Annotated in this window: 17 protein-coding genes; 9 read left to right on the forward strand and 8 right to left on the reverse strand. The window is 42.8% G+C overall.

All coding sequences use genetic code 11. The annotated features are described in order from the left end of the window. Positions 1–10 precede the first annotated feature (10 nt). Together selB and selA are read right to left on the reverse strand one after the other, a co-directional pair. Positions 11–1,831 carry a selenocysteine-specific translation elongation factor gene (gene selB, locus OFO07_RS05090; RefSeq protein WP_270871169.1) on the reverse strand — a complete coding sequence of 607 codons (1,821 nt, stop codon included), beginning with the start codon at positions 1,829–1,831 and terminating at the stop codon, positions 11–13. Beyond that, the gene (selA, locus tag OFO07_RS05095; protein ID WP_270871170.1) at positions 1,824–3,236 is read right to left on the reverse strand and encodes an L-seryl-tRNA(Sec) selenium transferase; all 1,413 of its coding nucleotides are present in this window, start codon (positions 3,234–3,236) and stop codon (positions 1,824–1,826) included. The genes selB and selA overlap by 8 nt, the downstream gene beginning before the upstream one ends. A gap of 171 nt (positions 3,237–3,407) precedes the next feature. Here selA and OFO07_RS05100 point away from each other — a divergent pair, with 171 nt between their 5' ends. The 9 genes from OFO07_RS05100 to OFO07_RS05140 all read left to right on the forward strand — a co-directional run bounded on the left by OFO07_RS05100 (position 3,408) and on the right by OFO07_RS05140 (position 12,759). Then, positions 3,408–5,066, forward strand: coding sequence for a 4Fe-4S binding protein (locus OFO07_RS05100; RefSeq protein WP_270871171.1), 1,659 nt, complete (start codon positions 3,408–3,410; stop codon positions 5,064–5,066). A gap of 2 nt (positions 5,067–5,068) precedes the next feature. After that, positions 5,069–5,758 carry a hypothetical protein gene (locus OFO07_RS05105; protein WP_270871172.1) on the forward strand — a complete coding sequence of 230 codons (690 nt, stop codon included), beginning with the start codon at positions 5,069–5,071 and terminating at the stop codon, positions 5,756–5,758. Positions 5,759–5,951: 193 nt separating this feature from the next. Beyond that, positions 5,952–6,155 carry a twin-arginine translocation signal domain-containing protein gene (locus OFO07_RS05110; protein WP_270871173.1) on the forward strand — a complete coding sequence of 68 codons (204 nt, stop codon included), beginning with the start codon at positions 5,952–5,954 and terminating at the stop codon, positions 6,153–6,155. Positions 6,156–6,164: 9 nt separating this feature from the next. After that, a complete protein-coding gene (locus OFO07_RS05115; RefSeq protein ID WP_270871174.1) occupies positions 6,165–9,086 on the forward strand; it encodes a formate dehydrogenase subunit alpha in 2,922 nt (973 codons plus the stop codon). Between the two features lie 10 nt (positions 9,087–9,096). After that, on the forward strand, positions 9,097–9,651 hold the full coding sequence (gene fdh3B / locus OFO07_RS05120) for a formate dehydrogenase FDH3 subunit beta (RefSeq protein WP_270862929.1): 555 nt from the start codon (positions 9,097–9,099) through the stop codon (positions 9,649–9,651). 94 nt (positions 9,652–9,745) lie between these two features. Next, a complete protein-coding gene (locus OFO07_RS05125) occupies positions 9,746–10,357 on the forward strand; it encodes a hypothetical protein (protein WP_270871175.1) in 612 nt (203 codons plus the stop codon). A gap of 2 nt (positions 10,358–10,359) precedes the next feature. Beyond that, entirely contained in the window at positions 10,360–10,863 is a 504-nt protein-coding gene (locus OFO07_RS05130) for a hypothetical protein (protein WP_270871176.1), read from the forward strand. After that, the gene (locus tag OFO07_RS05135) at positions 10,860–11,492 is read left to right on the forward strand and encodes a LysE/ArgO family amino acid transporter (RefSeq protein ID WP_270871177.1); all 633 of its coding nucleotides are present in this window, start codon (positions 10,860–10,862) and stop codon (positions 11,490–11,492) included. Before OFO07_RS05130 ends, OFO07_RS05135 begins: the two co-directional genes overlap by 4 nt. A 52-nt stretch (positions 11,493–11,544) precedes the next feature. Beyond that, complete coding sequence (locus OFO07_RS05140) at positions 11,545–12,759, forward strand: saccharopine dehydrogenase family protein (RefSeq protein ID WP_270871178.1); 1,215 nt, start codon at positions 11,545–11,547, stop codon at positions 12,757–12,759. 55 nt (positions 12,760–12,814) lie between these two features. Here OFO07_RS05140 and nuoN read toward each other — a convergent pair whose 3' ends face one another. The 6 genes from nuoN to nuoI are packed head-to-tail and all read right to left on the reverse strand — an operon-like array spanning position 12,815 to position 19,122. Next, the gene (gene nuoN / locus OFO07_RS05145) at positions 12,815–14,296 is read right to left on the reverse strand and encodes an NADH-quinone oxidoreductase subunit NuoN (protein WP_270871179.1); all 1,482 of its coding nucleotides are present in this window, start codon (positions 14,294–14,296) and stop codon (positions 12,815–12,817) included. Beyond that, positions 14,286–15,809 carry an NADH-quinone oxidoreductase subunit M gene (locus tag OFO07_RS05150; RefSeq protein WP_270871180.1) on the reverse strand — a complete coding sequence of 508 codons (1,524 nt, stop codon included), beginning with the start codon at positions 15,807–15,809 and terminating at the stop codon, positions 14,286–14,288. Before OFO07_RS05150 ends, nuoN begins: the two co-directional genes overlap by 11 nt. Before the next feature lie 8 nt (positions 15,810–15,817). Beyond that, entirely contained in the window at positions 15,818–17,653 is a 1,836-nt protein-coding gene (gene nuoL, locus OFO07_RS05155) for an NADH-quinone oxidoreductase subunit L (protein WP_270871181.1), read from the reverse strand. 4 nt (positions 17,654–17,657) lie between these two features. Continuing rightward, complete coding sequence (nuoK, locus tag OFO07_RS05160) at positions 17,658–17,978, reverse strand: NADH-quinone oxidoreductase subunit NuoK (protein ID WP_270858447.1); 321 nt, start codon at positions 17,976–17,978, stop codon at positions 17,658–17,660. Next, on the reverse strand, positions 17,975–18,514 hold the full coding sequence (locus OFO07_RS05165; RefSeq protein WP_270862936.1) for an NADH-quinone oxidoreductase subunit J: 540 nt from the start codon (positions 18,512–18,514) through the stop codon (positions 17,975–17,977). The genes nuoK and OFO07_RS05165 overlap by 4 nt, the downstream gene beginning before the upstream one ends. Continuing rightward, on the reverse strand, positions 18,511–19,122 hold the full coding sequence (nuoI, locus tag OFO07_RS05170; protein WP_270871182.1) for an NADH-quinone oxidoreductase subunit NuoI: 612 nt from the start codon (positions 19,120–19,122) through the stop codon (positions 18,511–18,513). The genes OFO07_RS05165 and nuoI overlap by 4 nt, the downstream gene beginning before the upstream one ends. Between the last annotated feature and the right edge of the window lie 7 nt (positions 19,123–19,129).

Genomic DNA, 19,129 nt, shown 5'->3' on the forward strand with positions numbered 1-19,129 from the left:
TGTAAATAACTTATTTTTTTAAGTAGCGTTTATTATCGATTGTGATGATATCGCCTAGATTATCGAGGTATTCTAGGTAAGAAATCGCAAATTTCCTGCTTAAATTTAGGCTCTCTTTGACATTTGCTACATCGGCAAAACCAGCTTCTTTTATCAAATCATAAAGCTTTTTGATAATCTGGCTTAAATTCCCAGCCTCCACAAAGAGATTGTGCGCTAGGCGAACTACCTTTTTAGAATATGTTAGTTTTTTCAGAGCGTCATCGCCACTGACACGGTCGATATCGAGCATTTCGTAGATATTATATGGCGCAAGCGGGGCAATTCCGCCTTTTTTGATGATGTCAAAAATTTTGCCCTCCAAGCTCTGTTTTAAATCCTGTAAATTTGCCCCTTTTTTGATATACACGCCACCGGTTTTTTCTATCACGCCAGCCCTTTCTAGCTCGCTAAGCACGAGGGAGGCTAAGCTTTCGCTAGCCCAAGAGAGTTTTAGGGCGATTGAGGTTGGGGAAAATACAGCGTGCGGGTTTTTTGCTATGATAAATTTAATCAGCTCTTTGATATCGCCAATCGCGCTATTATCATACACGCACAGCGTCGCTTCGTCAAAATATGTATTTGGTATCGTCTTAGCAATCGCTTTTGCGCTATCATAATCCATATCAAATCTCTGATACGCCGAAAACAGCCCAAATCCGTGGCGGTGAAATTTGCTTAAAATTTCAAAGGCTTTTTTGAAATTTTTGTGCAAAAGCGCTGTTAAAAACTCTGCCTTATTTGCCTTTTTTAGTGGCTCGATGACCGCATTTAGCGCCCTTCCGCCCCCACATACGCGAGAGTTTGCCAAGCATACAAATGGCTCGTCAAATTTCAAAAACATAGTTTTTTCAAATTTGAAATTTATCAAAAATTCGCCACTATCAAGCTCTTTGATAATGCGCGCTTTTGCTGGCGTTTGCTTTGAGCCCACACAAAAGCTCACATCCTCCCCATGCGCTATTTTGCCACGAAAGAGCGTATCGGCTTCGTTAAATCCCCTAAAAAAGCCCTTTTTAGTAAGGATATAGCCTCGCTCTAACTCGCTAGTTTTAGCATCAAGCGCGATTGCTACGCGGTTTGGCGCATACGCAACCTGCGTGTCAGTGTCGTGGATTTGCAGGCTTTTAGCGGTTAAAATTTTGCCACAATCTGCGCAAAGAAGCTTTTCACCACGCGAAATCGCACCGCTAATAAGCGAGCCAGTTACCACCGTGCCAATGCCTTTTAAAGTGAAAATTCTATCTATATAATAGTGCAGAATTCCCCCATTTTTGCGCGGTTTTGGCTTTATATTAAATAGATAAGATTTAAGCTCATCAACGCCTAAATTTGTCTTTGCGCTTAGGAAAAAAGTATTTAAAATTTGCAAATTTGAAAATTTGGCTATAAATTCCTCGCACTCTTTTTTAACTTTGCTTTGGCGCGCAGAGTCCGTGAGATCGCACTTTGTGATACACAAAACCACGCTTTTTACATCTAAAAGCGATAAAATTTCGATATGCTCCCTGCTTTGGGGCATTAGCCCGTCATCGCTAGCGACGATTAAAAGCGCGCAGTCAAACGCATACGCCCCACTAATCATGGTTTTTACTAAATTTTCGTGTCCCGGAACATCGATAAATGCGATATTTGCGCTTTTTGATTTTAAATTTGAAAAGCTTAAATCAATCGTGATTCCGCGCTTAATCTCGCTTGCCAATCTATCTCCATCGACGCCATTTAGCGCCTTTATGAGTGCGGTTTTGCCATGATCGATATGCCCTGCTGTGCCGATTATGACGCTATTCATACATTTCCTTTAAAATTTTTATTAGTTTTTGTAAATCGTGTTTTAAAATGGCGCGAAAATCAAGCAAAAATTTATCGTTTTCAATGCGCCCGATAATCCCGCGCGCCCTAAATTTCGCCGAAATTTCCTCTGGGCTAGCGTTTTGGCTAAGCACCAAAGCGACGCTATCGTAGTTTTTGCAAGGCAGACTCCCGCCGCCCACAAAGGTTTTTGTGCGAATAAGGCTTGCTTGAAATTTAGTATTTTTTAGCGCGTCCAAAACACCCTGCGCGCGCCTTTCAAGCTCGCTAAGGGGCAGATGAATTTGATCAATCGTAGGAATTAGCGAAAATTCTTTATTAATGTAAGCCTTAATCGTTTCGTTTAAAATCGCAAGGGTGATTTTATCAGCCCGAAGCATACGCAAAAGCTGATTTTTGCGCAATTTTTCGATTAAGGATTTCTCACCTAGTATAATTCCGCACTGCACACTTCCAAAAAGTTTATCCCCGCTAAAACTAATCAGCCTAGCCCCGGAGGCTAAAATTTCGCCAATTTTTGGCTCGTTTTTAGCTAAATTCGCGCCTAAATCATTTACGCTCCCACTTCCAAGATCGTAATAATCAATGATTTCGCTAAATTTTTCCTCTTCGCAAATTTTAAATTCCAGCTCTTTTTTCTCGTAAAATTCAGCCTTTTTCTCGCTCGCAAATTTTGCTAAACGCGAAATTTCGTCTATTTCCACACTTTGTGTGAAACCTGAAATTTCAAAATTTGAACGATGAATTTTCATCAAAACTGCCGTATTTTCGTTTATGGCATTTTGATAATCCGAAATTTTAGTCTTATTCGTGGTGCCAACCTCGCGCAAAATCGCCCCAGAGTTCGCCATGACCTCGCTTACCCTAAAACTCCCGCCGATTTCGACTAGCTCGCCACGACTTACCACGACTTCGCGCCCCCTAGCAAAGGTATTTAGCACCAAAAATACAGCCGCTGCGTTGTTATTTACCGCAAGTGCGCTCTCGCAACCAAAAAGCTCAGCCAAAAGCGCGCTAGTATAATCGTAGCGATTGGCGCGCGTTCCGCTATCTAGGTCGAATTCGAGGTTAGAATAGGCGCAAATCGCCCCCTGCGCGCGAGATAAAATTTCAGGCGAAATCACGCTACGACCGAGATTGGTGTGAAGCACGACGCCAGTTGCGTTGATGAGCGGACGAAGTGCGAGATTTGCGAATTTTTCGTAGCGAGATTTGATTTGCGCGATGATTTGCTCTTCGCTAGCGCACGAATTTTCGCCATTTACTAGGCTGGTTCTAAATTCGGCGATTACCTCTTTTGCGATCCGCAAAACCACAGGCTTCAAAAGTCCGTGAAATTCCGCGCTATTTGCGATTTTATCGACTTTGGGAAGTTTGATTTGCATTTAAAAAATCCTATAAATTTTGTTTTTACGGACCATTTTTATCACTATTTTTATTAAAATTTAACATGCCAAAAAAATTACAAATTTAACTTATGTTTAGTTTAAATTTACATTTAACGATTGTTTAGAAAATGAGTGTAAAAAATGCGAATTTTGTTTTTAGGATAGAAAATGAGCGAATACGGATTTAGCCCAGTGGGCGTAAAAGAGGCTATTTTAGGCGATAGCATAGAGGTTTGCACTGATAGCGAAAAACACTTTGTCGTGGCAAATTCGCCTAGCTTAAAGGCTGAAATTTACGCGCCAGAGATAAATTTTTATATAAATTCCACAAACGATGAAATGCTTCAAATCGCTAGAAATGTCGAAATTTTATACGAAGCAAAGGCGGTGATGTTTGATTATGGCGCGGATAATGCCTATCAAAAACCAGTGGGAAAAAATATAATTTTCGTAAGCGATAATGAGCGCAAAAGCAGTGTAAATGCGCTCAAAAACGCTGGATTTAAGGTGATTTGCCTAACTCACGCTGAGGTGAAATTTGTCTATGGTGGGATTGGGGATTTGAGTGTAAGCGTGCTAAGTAACACCGATGAATACGAGGTCGAGGCCGATTTTTTCTTAGTAGAAAATGCAAAAAGCTATCAACTTCGCCAAAGTGGTTGCTATGAAATCGCAGGGTTAAATGATGATGAAATTCTAGCTCTCGTATCCGAAAAATCGCCGATTTACACTTACAAAAACAACATTTCATTTAACGCAAATCTCTGTCAATACGAGGGCAGGAGAGTGGAGCTGTGCGCCAAATGCGTGGAGGTTTGCCCTAGCGTGGCACTTTTGAAAGATGAGCAAAATCGCAAGCTTGAAATTTCGCATATTGATTGCATAGCCTGTGGTAGGTGTGTGAGCGTCTGCCCCACAGGTGCGATTAGCTCGGCAAAACAGCCACCAATCGCGATTAGCCAAATGGCAAAACTCTACGCCGGCAAAATTCCGCTTCTTGCCCATGAGGCGAGCCTTGGCGAGATTTCGGGCGTGAGTTTGCCCTGTGGGGTGCTTCTATTTGGAATTTTTGCTAAATTTCAGCTTGATGAGATTTCTTTGCTTAGCATAATGCAAGAAACAGGCTCGCAGGTTGTGCTTTTTGAGGGCGAGATTTGCGAAGCCACAAAAGATGCGATAAATCTCATAAATAGCGTTACAATGGCGATTTATGGCGTGCAGGGAGTGTTTGTGGCTAGCAATGAAGCCCAGCTAAAAACTGCGCTAAATTTGGCTAAAAGCGGGCAAAAATGGAAATTTAGCCTAAATGAGACAAATTTAAGCAAAATTGAAATTTTCTCAGCTCGCATGGCATTTATGGTGGGCGAGGGCGATTACGGCGTGGTCGCAAACGGCGCGTCGCAAAGCCACGCTAAAATCAGCATAAACGAGCAAACCTGCACGCTGTGCCTATCGTGCGCGGGCGCGTGCAACACAGGCGCACTTTTTGCCGATAAAAGCGATAATTCGCTCAAATTTAACGCTTCGCTTTGCGTGGGGTGCGATTACTGCGTGCGAAGTTGCGCCGAAAAAGATACTATGGCGCTTGATTTGTGTGGCGTAGAGCTTAAAAAAGAGTTTTTCGAGTATCAAATTTTAGCCCGCGACGAGCTGTTTGAGTGTATTGAGTGCGGCAAAAAATTTGCCACAAAAAAGGCGATTATGAAAATCGCAAATTTGATGAGCGCGCACTTCGCGGACGATGCAGATAAGGCAAAAACGCTGTTTTGTTGCGCTGATTGCAAGGCGAAAATTATGATTTTAAAGCAAATGCAAGAGGAGATTTGAAAATGGATTTAAATTTGATTAAGGCTAGGTCGTATTATTATGAATTTTTCGCAATTCCGTTTTTTTTCTACGAAAACGGGGCTAAATTTAGCCTGTGGAAAGAGCAACTCGAATTTCTAAAATCATCGCCGATTAGCGAAGCAGACGCTAAGAATTTTGAAATTTTGCAAAATTTTAGTTTTGAGGAGTTTAGGCGCGAGCAAAACGATGTTTTGTTTGATTTTTCCTTTGTCAATGTCCCAACGACAGCTAGTTTTTACGACGAGGGCAGGGACGAGGGCAGAATGAAAATCCTCATCACAAACACCCTTAAAAAGAGCAAATTTCGCCGTAACAGCGAGCTTTGCAAGGATAGCGAGGATTTCGTGGGATTTATTTTTTATCTGCAATCTTCGCTTTTGCGCGATGAGGCGGAGGCGCAAAATGGAAATATTTTCCTTTCAACCGAGCTTTTTGCAAGCGTGATAAATGAGTTTTGCGACCATTTTATGGGACTTTTAAAGGAGCACAAAAGCTCGAAATTTTTTAAGGCGTTGGCTGGGATTATGGAGAGTTTTTTTGCTTTGGAGCGTTCGCTTTTGGCCCTGCCAAAACCGCAAAAAGATAAAAATATCGCCAAAGAATCAATTAATGCCAAGCTTTATCGCGGAAATTTCAAAAACGCGAAGCACAATTTTGAATTTGACGAGTAAATTCGCTAAAATTTTGGCGAAATTTGGCTAAATTCGCCGAATTTTAGCCTTTCTTAAAATAAAATTAATCTTAAATTATAATTTTATTTTTAACCGCTTTATTATTAACTTTTCGCTAATATCAGCTATTTTAAGATATGTAGCAGGCGTTACGACAAAGATTAAAATAAAATTTCCTTTTAAAGGAGAGATTATGCAAAGCAAACGCAGAGATTTTCTCAAAAAATCTCTAAAAGTCGGCGCCGTCGGTGCCGTAGGTATAGCTGCTAGCGTGGCTAGTGCAAACGGTGATAAAGACACTCCCCAACCAAACACAGTTCGCGGAAAATCACCAAAAAAAGAGGTGCTTTACTCTGAAAGTGAAGCGTGGCAAAAATACTACAAAGTAGCGTATTAGGAGTAGATTATGAGTGAAAATACGATCGGCAGAAGGTCGTTTTTAAAACTCGCTGCTTTGGGCGGTGCTAGCGTAAGTGCGTTTGGAGCTAACGACACACTTCGCGAGGCGACAGAGCAAGAGATTAAAAACCCTTTTCCAAATTCGGTTTATAAAAAGACGGTTTGCTCGATTTGTTCGGCAGGGTGCGGTATTATCGCACAGGTCGATGAGAGCACAAACACTTGGATTCGCCAAGACATGGCGGTAGATCACCCGATTTCGCAAGGAAGCCATTGCTGTAAGGGAATCGATCAAATCGATTTAACCAAGTCAAAAATGCGTTTAAAATACCCACTTAAAAAAGTTGGTGGCAAATGGGAGCGCATAAGCTGGGAGCAAGCAGTTAATGAAATTTCAGCAAAAATGCTAGAAGTGCGAAAAGAAGATGGTCCAGATAGCGTAGAATTTCTAGGTTCAGCTAAATTTTGCAACGAACAGGCATTTTATTTTAGAAAATTTGCAGCATTTTGGGGTTCTAATAATATAGACCATGTTGCTAGAATTTGACATAGCGCAACAGTCGCCGGTGTGGCGAATACATGGGGTTATGGCGCTATGACAAATCACTTCGGTGATATGGCAGCAAACTCAAAAATGATACTTTTCATCGGTGCAAATTCAGCCGTGGCAAACCCAGTTGGTGGCATGAAACACGCTCTGCAAGCCAAAGATAGAAACGGCGCGAAAATCGTCGTCGTAGATCCTGCATTTACTAGAACTGCGGCCAAGGCTGATATGTATATCAGAATCCGCCCAGGAACGGACATAGCTTTTATTTATGGTATGCTTCATCTGATTTTCAAAAACGGCTGGGAAGATAAAGATGTCATCGCAAATCAATCTTATGCAATTGATGAAATTCGCGCGGAGGCTGAAAAATGGACGCCAGAAGAGACAGCAAATGTTACAGGCTGTAAGATCGAAGAGTTGCTCGAATTTACAAAAATGTTTGCTACGACCAAGCCAGCTACGCTGATTTGGGCTCTTGGTATCACTCAGCACTCTGTGGGTAGCTCGAATACTAGAATTCTTTCGATTTTGCAATTAGTTTTAGGAAATATGGGCAAACCGGGCGGTGGAACGAATATTATTCGTGGTCATGATAATGTTCAAGGTTCAACCGATATGGGCGATTTGGCTGATACACTGCCAATGTATTATGGACTAGGCGACGCGGCGTGGAAACACTACTGCAAGGGCTGGGGCGTGGATTTTGATACATTTGTCAAACGCTTCGCTACGACCATTAAAGAGCCAAAACAAGGCGGAAAAGTTGCTGGAACAAATTTTGATGAGTATTTCCATGTCGATCCAAACGCCGAGAAAGAGATAACTTGGCGCAATGAAAAAGGCTATTCGCTCTCTAAATGGTGGCAAGGCGTGTTAAAAGAGGAAAAGACATATTCGAGCGGAAATTTACGCGTGCTTTGGGTTCAAGGCACAGGAATCACCTCTATGGCGCATTTGACTAAAATTCAACAAGCTGTTGATAAGCTAGATATGCTCGTCGTAGCCGAGCCTTTCTTAAACGAAGTTGCGATTTTAAGCGATAGAAAGGACGGCATTTATGTCCTTCCTACTTGCACGCAGTTTGAGACAGAGGGGCATTTGCAGGCTACAAACAGAACTGGTCAGTGGCGCACTCAGGTCATCAAACCAATCTATGAGAGCAAGGAAGACCACGAGGTAATGTTTATGTTCGCCAAAAAATTTGGCTTTTATGATGAATACACTCGCGGTATGAAAATGGAAGTCGTAAATGGCGAAATCAAGCAGGTAAAAGCCGATAATGAGCCTTTCATCTGGCCAGATGACGCTACAAACGAGATCGCAAGGTGCGGTCATAGTATCGGCGCACAAGGTAGAACCGCAGAGAGATTAAGACGACACCAAAGAAACTGGGAATTTTTCGATCCTGATACGCTAATGGGAATTGGTGGCGAAGTCGAGGGCGAATACTTCGGACTTCCGTGGCCTTGCTGGGATATTAAGCACCCAGGCACGCCTATTTTGTATGATTTAAGCAAACCTTATGAAAAGGGCGGTATGGGATTTAGAAATCGCTTTGGCTTAGAGCACGACGGCGTTTCGCAGCTAGCAGGCGAGGGCATAACTCTGCCAGGAGCGAAGATTTCTGGCGGACATGCACATTTGCTAAAAGATAATATCGAAGAAATGTTAGGAATCACGCTTAGCGAGGAAGAAAAGGCGAAAATGGGGCCTAGTTGGAGTGATGATTATAGCGGAATCATCAACCAAAAAGCGCGCGAATTTGGAATTTGTCCTTGTGGAAACGCAAGGGCTAGGGCGAAAGTTTGGGAGTTTGCCGATCCTATCCCTAAACACAGAGAGCCGTTGCACTCTCCGCGCTGGGATTTGGTAGAAAAATACCCTACATTTGACGATCAGGCTAAAAATTTCCGTGTCGAGGTTAAATTTATCAGCGAGCAGAAAAAGCAGGATTGGAGCAAGGATTTCCCTACGATTATGAGCTCAATGAGACTTGTAAATTTAAGCGGTGCTGGTATGTTAGAGCGCACTAGCAAATACCTTGCAGCAATCACGCCAGAGATGTTTGCTCATGTCAATCCAAAACTAGCGGCAGATTATGGTATAGCTGACGGGGCGATGATGTGGATACACTCGCCACAAGGCACGAAAATCAAGGTCAAATGTATATATTCGCACTCTGTTACGCCAGATCGCATAGTGTTGCCGTATAACTTCGCTGGAATTATGCAGGGCGTGGATCTAAGCTCGCGCTATCCAGAGGGGGCGAAACCTTATGTCATCGGTGAGAGTTCGAACACTATCACGAATTACGGCTTTGATATAAATACGCAAATTTCGGAATTTAACGCCGGACTTTGCCGTTTGGAAAAAGCGTAAGGAGTAGATAATGGGAAGAATGAAATTTTATGTAGATGTTCAAAGATGTATCGCATGCTACGGCTGTCAAGTGGCCTGCTCTAATGCGCACGAAGTCCCTGTGGGTATTAATAGACGCAAGGTTTTAATCCTAAATGAGGGTGTTCCTGGCAAAGAGGTGGCTAGCTCGATCGCATGTCAGCACTGCACAGACGCGCCATGTGCGCAGGTTTGTCCGGTGCAGTGCTTTTACATCAGGGCTGACGGGATTGTCTTGCATGATAAAGATAAATGTATCGGCTGCGGATACTGCTTGTATGCGTGTCCGTTTGGTGCGCCGCAGTTCCCACGAGACGGAGCTTTTGGCATAAAAGGCGCAATGGATAAATGCACAATGTGTGCAGGAGGTCCTGAGGAGACATTTTCTAGTGCCGAGCTTCACAAATACGGCCAAAACCGCATAGCTGAGGGCAAGGTGCCAATGTGCGCGGCGATTTGTTGCACAAATGCGCTTTTAGTCGGCGATAGCACGAAAGTTTCGGAAGTTTATCGCAAACGCGTGCTTACTCGGGGCACAAATTTATAAAATTTTGGGAGAGAAATCTCCCAAAATTTCTTAATTCTATAAATTCTTAATCCTAAATTTGCTACAATCTCTGAAATTTTTTCGGAGAAATTTGATGAAAATTAAAATTTTAAGCGTTTTTACGATTTGTATTTTTGCGTTTTTTACAGGTTGCGCAAAAGCGCCGGTAAATAGCGGGATCGTGCGCACGAGCGAGCCGATTTTTATCACCAAAATGCCAGAGAAAAAATTCATCAGCGTGAGTTTTACAAACACCAGCACGAGTGATTTAAATCTAACCTCGGCTGTGAGCGAGTATCTGGTAAAAGACGGATTTGTGGTAGTAAAAAACGAAAAAGACGCCACGATTAAGGTGGGTGGAAATATAAATTATTTTCGCTTGCTAAGCGTTGGTGGGGATTATTATGCAAGACCTAGGTTTAGTTTTGGCTTTGGTTTTGGTGGTGGCAGAGGTCATAGACACAGCCACTGGGGCGTAGGTATGGGATTTCCGATGTTTTATGATCCATGGTATGACGATGTCCCTGAAAGGCTCTATGACGCGCAGGTTGGCTTGCTAATCAGCGTGAAAGAGGGCAAAGCTTGGCAGGATTACACTACGAATTTGACCTATCAAAATAGTAGCTCAAATTTGTCAAAATCTCGCGCAATCGACGCATTTAATTATAAAATTTACGAACATATAAAACAAATTTTAAGTAGGTAAAAATGATAATAAACGAAAATAAAAAACCAGTTAGAGCAACCTTAGTCGCTGCCATTATTTTGGCAGTTTGTGGCGGATATTTGTATCATATCGGATATGGCGGGATCGCGCTTTTTATGTCGGCGACTTGTGCTGTGAGTGCGCTGTTTTGTCTGAAAAAAATGTTTAGTAAAAAACATATCGAAATCACCGATGATGCTCTAAAAATCGTTATAAATGAGCGCGAACAGGAGTTTAAATTCGCCGATATTAAAAATATCAATGTCAAAACTTTCACCGCTGGCAAAAAGCAGGTTAAACTTTTAAATTTCGAATTCAAGTGCGCTCTGAATTTGGACGATACTTATAATTTCTTGCATTTCTATACTGATAAAGAGGCTACGATGCCCGATATCTACGAAACCTCAATCTATGAAATAAATAAAATTTTGCGCGCTAAAATGGGCTTTGAAAACGAACCCGAAGAGCCTAGCGCAAATTCTAAAAAACACGGCAAACGCAAATGATAGACCCAGCCATCACCAGCGCATTTTTGCGCGGGGCTGGGCTCATGCTATCGATGATTGTGGCGATTGGCGCACAAAATATCTTTGTCATCTCGCAAGGCCTAGCCAAAAGCTATATTTTCGTCGTTTGCGCGCTTTGCACCCTGCTTGATATCGTTTTTACGGGCTTTGGCGTCTTTGTCGTGGGCGAGAGTTTCGCTAAAAACGAGCTTTTGACGCTGATTTTGGGTGTGAGTGGAATTTTGTTTTTGCTTGCTTACGCGCTGGCCTCATTTCGTAGCGCATACAAGGGCTCGCACTTCGCCAAAATTAAAAACGCTAAAAACGCCTCACTGCTTCCGGTGGTTTTAAAAACCCTAGCCGTAACCGTGCTAAATCCGCATGTTTATTTGGATACTATCGTCGTTATCGGCTCGACATCAGCACCCGTGCCAAGCGAGCTAAAAATTTGGTTTTTTTGCGGGGCGGTTTTGGTATCATTTGCGTGGTTTTTTAGCTTAGGATACGCTGCTAGGGCGCTTGCTGGGCTGTTTGCGAACGAAAAAGCATGGCGGATCATAGATAGCGTGGTGGGTGTGATAATGGTCTATATGGCGTATTTGATAGCGGAATTTTTGTTTAAAATTTAGCTTTTAAGTGCGTTTTTGATAAAATTTGCAAATTTTGTTTAAAGGAAGAAAAATGAGCCATATTTTGATTATCGGAGCAGGTGGAGTAAGCCGTGTGGCAACCGTGAAATGCGCGATGAACTCGCAAGTTTTTACCAAAATAACTCTTGCTAGTAGAACCAAAAGCAAATGCGATGAAATCGCTAAATTTATCAAAGAACGACTTGGCGTAGAAATCGATACAGCCAAAATCGACGCCGACGATACCGAAGCCGTGGCAAAATTTGCCAAAGAAATCGGAGCAGATTTGCTTTTAAATGTGGCTTTGCCGTATCAAGATCTCACACTAATGGACGCTTGTTTGAAAGCGGGAATCCCATACATCGATACCGCAAACTACGAGCACCCAGACACAGCGCACTTTGAATACAAACTTCAATGGGCGAAAAATGATGATTTTAAAAACGCAGGAATTCCCGCACTTCTAGGAAGCGGATTTGATCCGGGCGTTACAAATGTATTTTGCGCCTACGCGCAGCAAAATTTATTTGATGAAATAAATGAGATTGATATACTTGATTGCAACGCAGGCGACCACGGATACGCGTTTGCGACAAATTTTAACCCAGAAATTAATTTGCGTGAAGTTTCAGCTAATGGCAGATACTGGGAAAATGGCTCGTGGATCACCACAAAACCGCTTGAAATAATGATGAAATGGGACTACCCGCGTGTCGGCGTGAAAGATAGCTATTTGCTTTATCACGAAGAAATGGAAAGTTTGGTTAAAAATATCAAGGGCTTAAAGCGAATTCGCTTTTTTATGACCTTTGGGCAAAGCTATCTAACGCACATGCGTTGCCTAGAAAATGTCGGTATGCTTCGCATTGACGAAGTCGAGCATAACGGCATGAAAATCGTGCCGATTCAGTTTTTAAAGACTTTGCTTCCTGACCCGGCAAGTTTAGGACCACGCACAAAAGGCAAAACAAATATCGGCTGCGTTATCAAGGGCTTTAAAGATGGCAAAGCGCGAAAAGTTTATATTTACAATGTCTGCGACCACGAAGAGTGCTACGCAGAGACTGGCGCACAGGCTGTTAGCTACACCACAGGCGTGCCTGCGATGATAGGCTCGATGATGATAGCAACTGGCAAATGGAGCGGAAAAGGCGTATTTAATATGGAAGAATTTGACGCCAAGCCATTTATGGACGAGCTAAATCGCCAAGGCTTACCATGGGAAATCATCGAAATGGATCCAAACGAAACTAGGGTGGCAGAGTAAAATTTGCCCACAAATTCACTAAATTTTGGCTCAAATTTGAGCCAAAATTTTAATCTTAAAGCAAAACCTTACCCATACTACTACTTATAAAATCCACAAGAAACGGCATTATAGCGCACAAAACCGCGCACAAAGCCACGGCGAAATTTATCGGCGCGCTACTTTGGCGCAGTGCGGCGCGAAATTTAGCCGAGCGAAAGTCCGCCTCGCACAAAAACATACACAGGATTAAACGCAGATAATAATACAGCGCAACCGCGCTATTTACCGCCATTATCACAGCCAAGCCGTAAAATTCGCCCCTAATAGCAGAGCCAAGCAAATATAATTTACCCCAAAACAGCCCAAACGGCGGAATCCCAGCAAGGCTCAGCATAAAAATAGCCAGAGCAATCGCGCGCAGTGGAAATGTGTGGATAAGGCCGTTAAATTTCTCGTATGGATACTCGAAACGGCTCCAAATCTCGCTACCGACGCCGTGCAAATCCCTTTTTTCTCTTGCGCTCCAAAGCACGGCAAATGCGCCTAAATTCGCCATTGCGTATAAAACCCAATAAACAAAAAGGCTTAAATTTGCTTCCGTCGTGCCGATAACTATGGCGCAAAGCCCAAATCCAGCGTGGCTAATCGCGCTGTAAGATAGCATGCGTTTGACATCGTGCTGGACTAGTGCCATGACATTTGCCACGCTAATTGTAAGCACGGCGATTGCGTATAAAACCGAGTTAAGCCACGCTACGCCTATGTTTTGCAATGCTTCAAAAAGTCTAATGGCTACAATGAAGGCTGCGATTTTGGGCGCGACGGACATAAAGCCACTAAGGGCCGAGCTGGCGCCCTCGTAAGCGTCCATAATCCATGCGTGAAATGGGATAAATGATAGCTTAAAGCCGATAGAAGCTATCATAAATGCGCTTGCGCCAAACAGAGCCGCGCTCGTGCTAAGGCCTGAATTTTGCGCAATCATAGCGATTTGCGAAATTTCAAACGAGCCTGTGATTAGGAAAAATAGCGCCGCGCCAAATGCGTAAAACGCTGAACCCAGCGCGCCCATTACGAAGTATTTGAGCGCAGCCTCAGCAGAGCGCGCGCGGTTGTGCATGGCAATGAGTGTATAAAGTGCTAGCGATGAGGTCTCTAATCCAACGAAAATCATCATTAAATTTTCGCTTGATACCATAAATTCATACCCTAAAATCATAAAAAGAAAAATGGCGAAAAACTCCGCCACGCTGTATTCGTGCGCGCTTTTAGCCCCAAGGCTTAGCCAGATATAAAACACGCTACAACCCAAAATTATGAGGGTTGCAAGAATTGCTAGATTATCAACTAGCATAATATCAAAAAAGCCTCTTGCGCCGCCACTGTATCCAAAAACGAAGCCAAAGTCCAAAATAAGGGCTAAAAGTGTGATTATGGCGTAGAAGTTTTGGGGTAATTTGCGCCCAAAAAGGCAAAGTGCTAAAATCAGTAGCGCAAACACGCACAAAATCGCCATTGGCACGATTACGGCTAAATTTAAAAGACTATTTTGCATTTATCACCGCCTTGAAATTTGCTTTTTCTATGTAGTTTTTGGTGGCTAAATTTTGGGCGTTGTGCGCCATGAGAGCGATATTTTCGCTCACACTTTGCGAAATGCGACTAAGCATAAAATTTGGCGCGACACCTAGGAAAATGCACAAAACACAAATCGGAACAATGCTTGAAATTTCGCTAAATTTCAAATCTTTTAAGCTTCTGTTTTGTTCGACGCAAATTTTGCCAAAAAATGTTTTTTTGTATAAATTTAAGCTATAAATCGCCCCCATAACTATACCAAATCCGCCAAAAAGCGCATACGAAAAGCTGATTTTATAAATGCCAAGCAAGCTTAAAAACTCGCCCACAAATCCAATCGTAAGCGGAAGTCCAATCCCACTAAATAAAACCACGCCAAAGCAAAAGGCATAAACTGGCATAATTTTGGCAAGTCCGCCAAACTCGCTTAGCAGCTTTGTGTGGCGTCTATCATAGATAAATCCCACAAGCATAAAAAGCCCGCCAGAGGTGATTCCGTGGCTAATCATCAAAAATATTGCCCCGCTAACGCCCTCGCTTCCAAGCGAGAAAATGCCTAGTATTATCACGCCCATGTGAGCGATAGAGCTGTAAGCGACGACTTGTTTTATGTCTTTTTGCGCAAATGCGATGAAGCTAGTATAAATCACCATAATTATCGCTAAAACGCACATTAAAGGGGCGAAATGCATGCACGCATCAGGGAAAAGTGGCAATGAAAATCGCACGAAGCCGTAAGTTCCCATTTTTAGCAAGACAGCCGCTAGCAAAACAGAGCCGATTGTAGGGGCCTGTCCGTGCGCGTAAGGTAGCCAAGTGTGAAATGGAAACATTGGCGTTTTTATCGCAAAAGCAATTCCAAAAGCCAAAAATAGCAAATTTTGCGCATTTATTGGCAAATTTAGCCCCTGCCACGCGATGAGATTAAAGCTAAACTCGCCCGTGGATTTGTAGTATAAATACGCCATTGCGATTAGCCCCACGAGTAAAAACATAGAGCCAAAAAATGTGTAGATAAAAAATTTCACCCCAGCATAAATCCTGCGCCCGCTTCCCCACGCGCCGATGATATAGAGCATTGGGATAAGAGAGAGCTCCCAAAATATATAAAATAATATCGCATCAAGCGCGACAAAAACCCCAATCATCGTCATTTCTAAAAACAAAACCGAGATGATTAAATTTTTAACCCTCTCTCTTATGCTTAGGCTAATTAGGGCCAAAAATGTCATTAGCGTGCTTAAAATCACCAAAAATAGGCTAATCCCATCTACGCCGATAAAATAGCTTATCCCATACGCGCTAATGATACTTGCCGAGGTGCTAAACGAGGTCCCGCCCTCATAAAAAGCCAGCAAAAAGAGCGAAAGCGCAAATTCTATCAGGCTCATCATCACAGCATAAGTTTTTATGCTCCGCTCATCGATAAAAACCCCAAGCACCCCAGCGACGGCTGGGAAAAATATAATTAAACTTAAAAAATGCTCCATAATCTACCTTAAATCAAAAATACTAAAACCAAAAGCGCAAAAAAGCCAAAAATCATCAATCTCAAATTTACGCTCAAATTTGTCCCGTCGTTTGCGCCTTGGAGCGCAAAGCCCATTTTTAGTAGCGCTTTGGCGATTAGATCTACAATGCTATCAATGATCGCGCTATCTATTTTGGCACAAATTTGGCTTATGATTTTATAGCTTCCCACTATGAAAATGTCGTAAAATTGCGGTATGAAATACTGCGCGCTTAAAATTTTGTAAATTTTAGAATTTTTCAAATTTGGGCTAAATTTTGCGTTTTTATACGCAAAAATTGTAGCGATTGCCACGACGCTAATAGCACCTAGCGTCAAAGCGATTAGCAAAATTTCAGTGTTGTGCGAAATCTCATTATGAAAGCTTGGCAAGACATAGCCCACAAAGCCGTAAAACTCAGCCGCAAAAAAGCCAGAAATTATGGCTAAAACCGCCAAAACGCTCATTGCAAGCAGGGCATAAGACTTCGCCTCGTGCGGGTGGTGGTCGTATTTTTTCTCGCCAAAAAAGACAAGCATTAAAAGCCTAAAACTATAAAATGTAGTCAAAATCGCGCCAAAAAACAAAACCGCCCAGATAAAGTGCGCCCCGCTAGCAAAGGCAGTTTCTAAAATTTTATCCTTTGAGAAAAATCCAGAAAATGGATAAAATCCGCAAAGTGCTAGCGAGCCGATACTCATAAGCGCAAGGCTAGGTTTCATAAATTTAGCCAGCGCGCCCATTTTTTGGATATTTAGTTTGCCCGCCATAGCGTGCATTACATTTCCAGCCCCAAGGAAAAGAAGCGATTTAAAAAACGCGTGAGTTACAAGGTGAAAAAGCGCGATAGCATACGCCCCAAGCCCTGCTGCTACGAACATATAGCCAAGTTGCGAGAGCGTAGAGTAGGCTATGATTTTTTTAAGATCATTATGCACGCACGCCATTGAGGCGGCAAAAATCGCTACAAATGCCCCAAGATAGGTGATAGCTTGCGCCACATCAGGGGCGAGCGCAAAGATAGAATTTGCCCTAATCACCAAATAAACGCCAGCCGTAACCATAGTCGCAGCATGAATTAGCGCAGAAACCGGCGTCGGTCCTGCCATAGCGTCAGCTAGCCATGTGTGAAATGGAAACTGCGCGCTTTTGCCCATGGCACCGATGAAAAGCAAGGCCGCAATGAGCGCAAGTGCGCCCCTGTCGGCACTGCTAGCGTTTGCTAGGACATCATCATAGGCAAATGAGCCGAAATTTAGATAAATCGCAAAAATTCCAAGTAGCATGGCAAGGTCGGCTACGCGGTTCATGATAAAGGCTTCGTTCGCGCACCAGGCGTTATTATCCTTATCGTGCCAAAAGCCGATTAGTAGCCACGAGCAAAGCCCCACGCCTTCCCAGCCGATAAAAAGCCCGATAAAATTATCGCTTAGCACCAAAACTAGCATTGAAAAGACAAAAAGCCCAAGGTAAGCGAAAAATTTGGCAAAGCCCGGGTCTTTTTGCATATAATAAATCGAATAAATATGCACCACGGAGCTTACAATCCCCACGGTAATCGCCATAATCGTGCTAAGAGCGTCAATCATCACGCCGTATTTTATATTTAGTTCGCCCACACTTATGAAATTTGCTAGCGCAATGTCCATACCGCCGTTTTGCAGGACAAATTCCACCAGCCACAAAGAGGCGATTGTGCCAAGCACTATTAGGCACGAGCAGATGACGCCTACGAATAATTTATCTTTTAATTTGATAAAAATCCCAGCGAAAATCGCCGAAACTAGCGGGGCAAAAAGTGCGATTAATAGCCAAAAAAACATAGTATCAAGCATTTTTTTCTCCGCGTGGAATTTTAAAATTTACAAAACTATCTATTTCGATACTGCCTGTTTTTTTATACCACAAAATCAAAAGCGCTAGTCCCACGGCAATCTCGCTAGCAGCGATTGCGATGATAAAAAGGGCAAAAATTTCGCCATTTAAATTTTGGTGAAATTTAGCGATTGCCACAAGGGCTAAATTTGCCGAATTTAGCAAAATTTCGGTTGAGAAAAATAGCATTATTAAATTTTGTCTTTTCATAACCCCCACAAGCCCCAAAACAAACATAAGACTTGCCACGATTAAATAGTGATTTAGGCTCATGCTTCCTCCTTTATCGCGCTCTCTTCGTAGCTTTGGCAAATATCCATTTGTTTGTGAGTTAGCACGATGGCGCAAATCATCGCCACAAGTAGCATTATGGCGACCACCTCGAAAATCAGTAAATATTTCGTAAAAAGCAGAGTTCCGATAGCTTGGATATTGTCGCTATTTGGGATTTTTAGGCTTGGCGCATCATTTGCGATGAGCGCACCTGAGATGATTAGCACTAGCAAAAGCGCGATAAAAACGGCTAAGGTGTAGAAAATTTTGGCATGTTTTGCGCTCTCTTTAACATTTTTGCTAGCGTCAAAAAACATAAGCGAAAATCCATACAGCACCATTACAGCGCCCGTATAGACTATGATTTGCACTACGCCTAAAAATTCAGCCCCTAGCAAAAAGAAAAATCCGCTCAAAAATATCATGCCACCAGCTAGCGCGCTCATAGCATAAAGCAAATTTCGCGAAAACACGCTCACGCTAAAAAGTCCCAAGGTAAGGATTGCGAAAAAATAAAACGCAAAAGCCTCTATCATAAGCTCTCCTTTTCATCGCTAAAATACGCAGTAGGCGTGCGCTTCACGCGCGCTCCTGCGTCCGCATCTAAGCTTCCATAGCCCTCAAATTCTTTATTTGATTCTACCAAGCACAAATCCTCGCCCCTGCTTAAAAAATCCTCTTTAAATCCATAATATGCTCGCTGTTCGCTTGCTAGCTCATATTCGCTACTATGCACGATTGCGATTTCTGGGCAGACATCAGCACACAGCCCACAATACACGCACCTGCCTAAATTTATGGAGTAGTTTTCGACCTTTTTGCGTCCGTCGCTTCCAAGGCTGGTTTGCATGGCGATACAGTTTGAGACGCAGATTTTTTCGCATAGCCCACAGCCTATGCAGCGCTCATTTCCGCTTTCTAGCAATCTCATTAGCCTATGCACACCACGATACCTTAATCCCAAATCAAATTTTTCTTGCGGATAGATTAGAGTGTGTGTATTGCCTCTGGTAAGCATTTGGCGAAGCACGACCCAAAGCCCCACAAAAAGCTCGCCCCTAAATGTGCGAATTAAAAATTCTCTAAATTTATCTTTGTTGTTTAAAAGTGGTTTTCGTTTGTCGATTTCTTTGTAAATTCCCATAATCTTT

Origin of the sequence: Campylobacter sp. JMF_06 NA1 (genome assembly GCF_027737785.1) — a bacterium.
Classification (GTDB): domain Bacteria; phylum Campylobacterota; class Campylobacteria; order Campylobacterales; family Campylobacteraceae; genus Campylobacter_B.

Coding starts and splice junctions, on each gene's coding strand:
- selB (WP_270871169.1), bottom strand. CDS start 1,831: ATGAATAGCGTCATAATCGGCACAGCAGGGCATATCGATCATGGCAAA.
- selA (WP_270871170.1), bottom strand. CDS start 3,236: ATGCAAATCAAACTTCCCAAAGTCGATAAAATCGCAAATAGCGCGGAA.
- OFO07_RS05100 (WP_270871171.1), top strand. CDS start 3,408: ATGAGCGAATACGGATTTAGCCCAGTGGGCGTAAAAGAGGCTATTTTA.
- OFO07_RS05105 (WP_270871172.1), top strand. CDS start 5,069: ATGGATTTAAATTTGATTAAGGCTAGGTCGTATTATTATGAATTTTTC.
- OFO07_RS05110 (WP_270871173.1), top strand. CDS start 5,952: ATGCAAAGCAAACGCAGAGATTTTCTCAAAAAATCTCTAAAAGTCGGC.
- fdh3B (WP_270862929.1), top strand. CDS start 9,097: ATGGGAAGAATGAAATTTTATGTAGATGTTCAAAGATGTATCGCATGC.
- OFO07_RS05125 (WP_270871175.1), top strand. CDS start 9,746: ATGAAAATTAAAATTTTAAGCGTTTTTACGATTTGTATTTTTGCGTTT.
- OFO07_RS05130 (WP_270871176.1), top strand. CDS start 10,360: ATGATAATAAACGAAAATAAAAAACCAGTTAGAGCAACCTTAGTCGCT.
- OFO07_RS05135 (WP_270871177.1), top strand. CDS start 10,860: ATGATAGACCCAGCCATCACCAGCGCATTTTTGCGCGGGGCTGGGCTC.
- OFO07_RS05140 (WP_270871178.1), top strand. CDS start 11,545: ATGAGCCATATTTTGATTATCGGAGCAGGTGGAGTAAGCCGTGTGGCA.
- nuoN (WP_270871179.1), bottom strand. CDS start 14,296: ATGCAAAATAGTCTTTTAAATTTAGCCGTAATCGTGCCAATGGCGATT.
- OFO07_RS05150 (WP_270871180.1), bottom strand. CDS start 15,809: ATGGAGCATTTTTTAAGTTTAATTATATTTTTCCCAGCCGTCGCTGGG.
- nuoL (WP_270871181.1), bottom strand. CDS start 17,653: ATGTTTTTTTGGCTATTAATCGCACTTTTTGCCCCGCTAGTTTCGGCG.
- nuoK (WP_270858447.1), bottom strand. CDS start 17,978: ATGAGCCTAAATCACTATTTAATCGTGGCAAGTCTTATGTTTGTTTTG.
- OFO07_RS05165 (WP_270862936.1), bottom strand. CDS start 18,514: ATGATAGAGGCTTTTGCGTTTTATTTTTTCGCAATCCTTACCTTGGGA.
- nuoI (WP_270871182.1), bottom strand. CDS start 19,122: ATGGGAATTTACAAAGAAATCGACAAACGAAAACCACTTTTAAACAAC.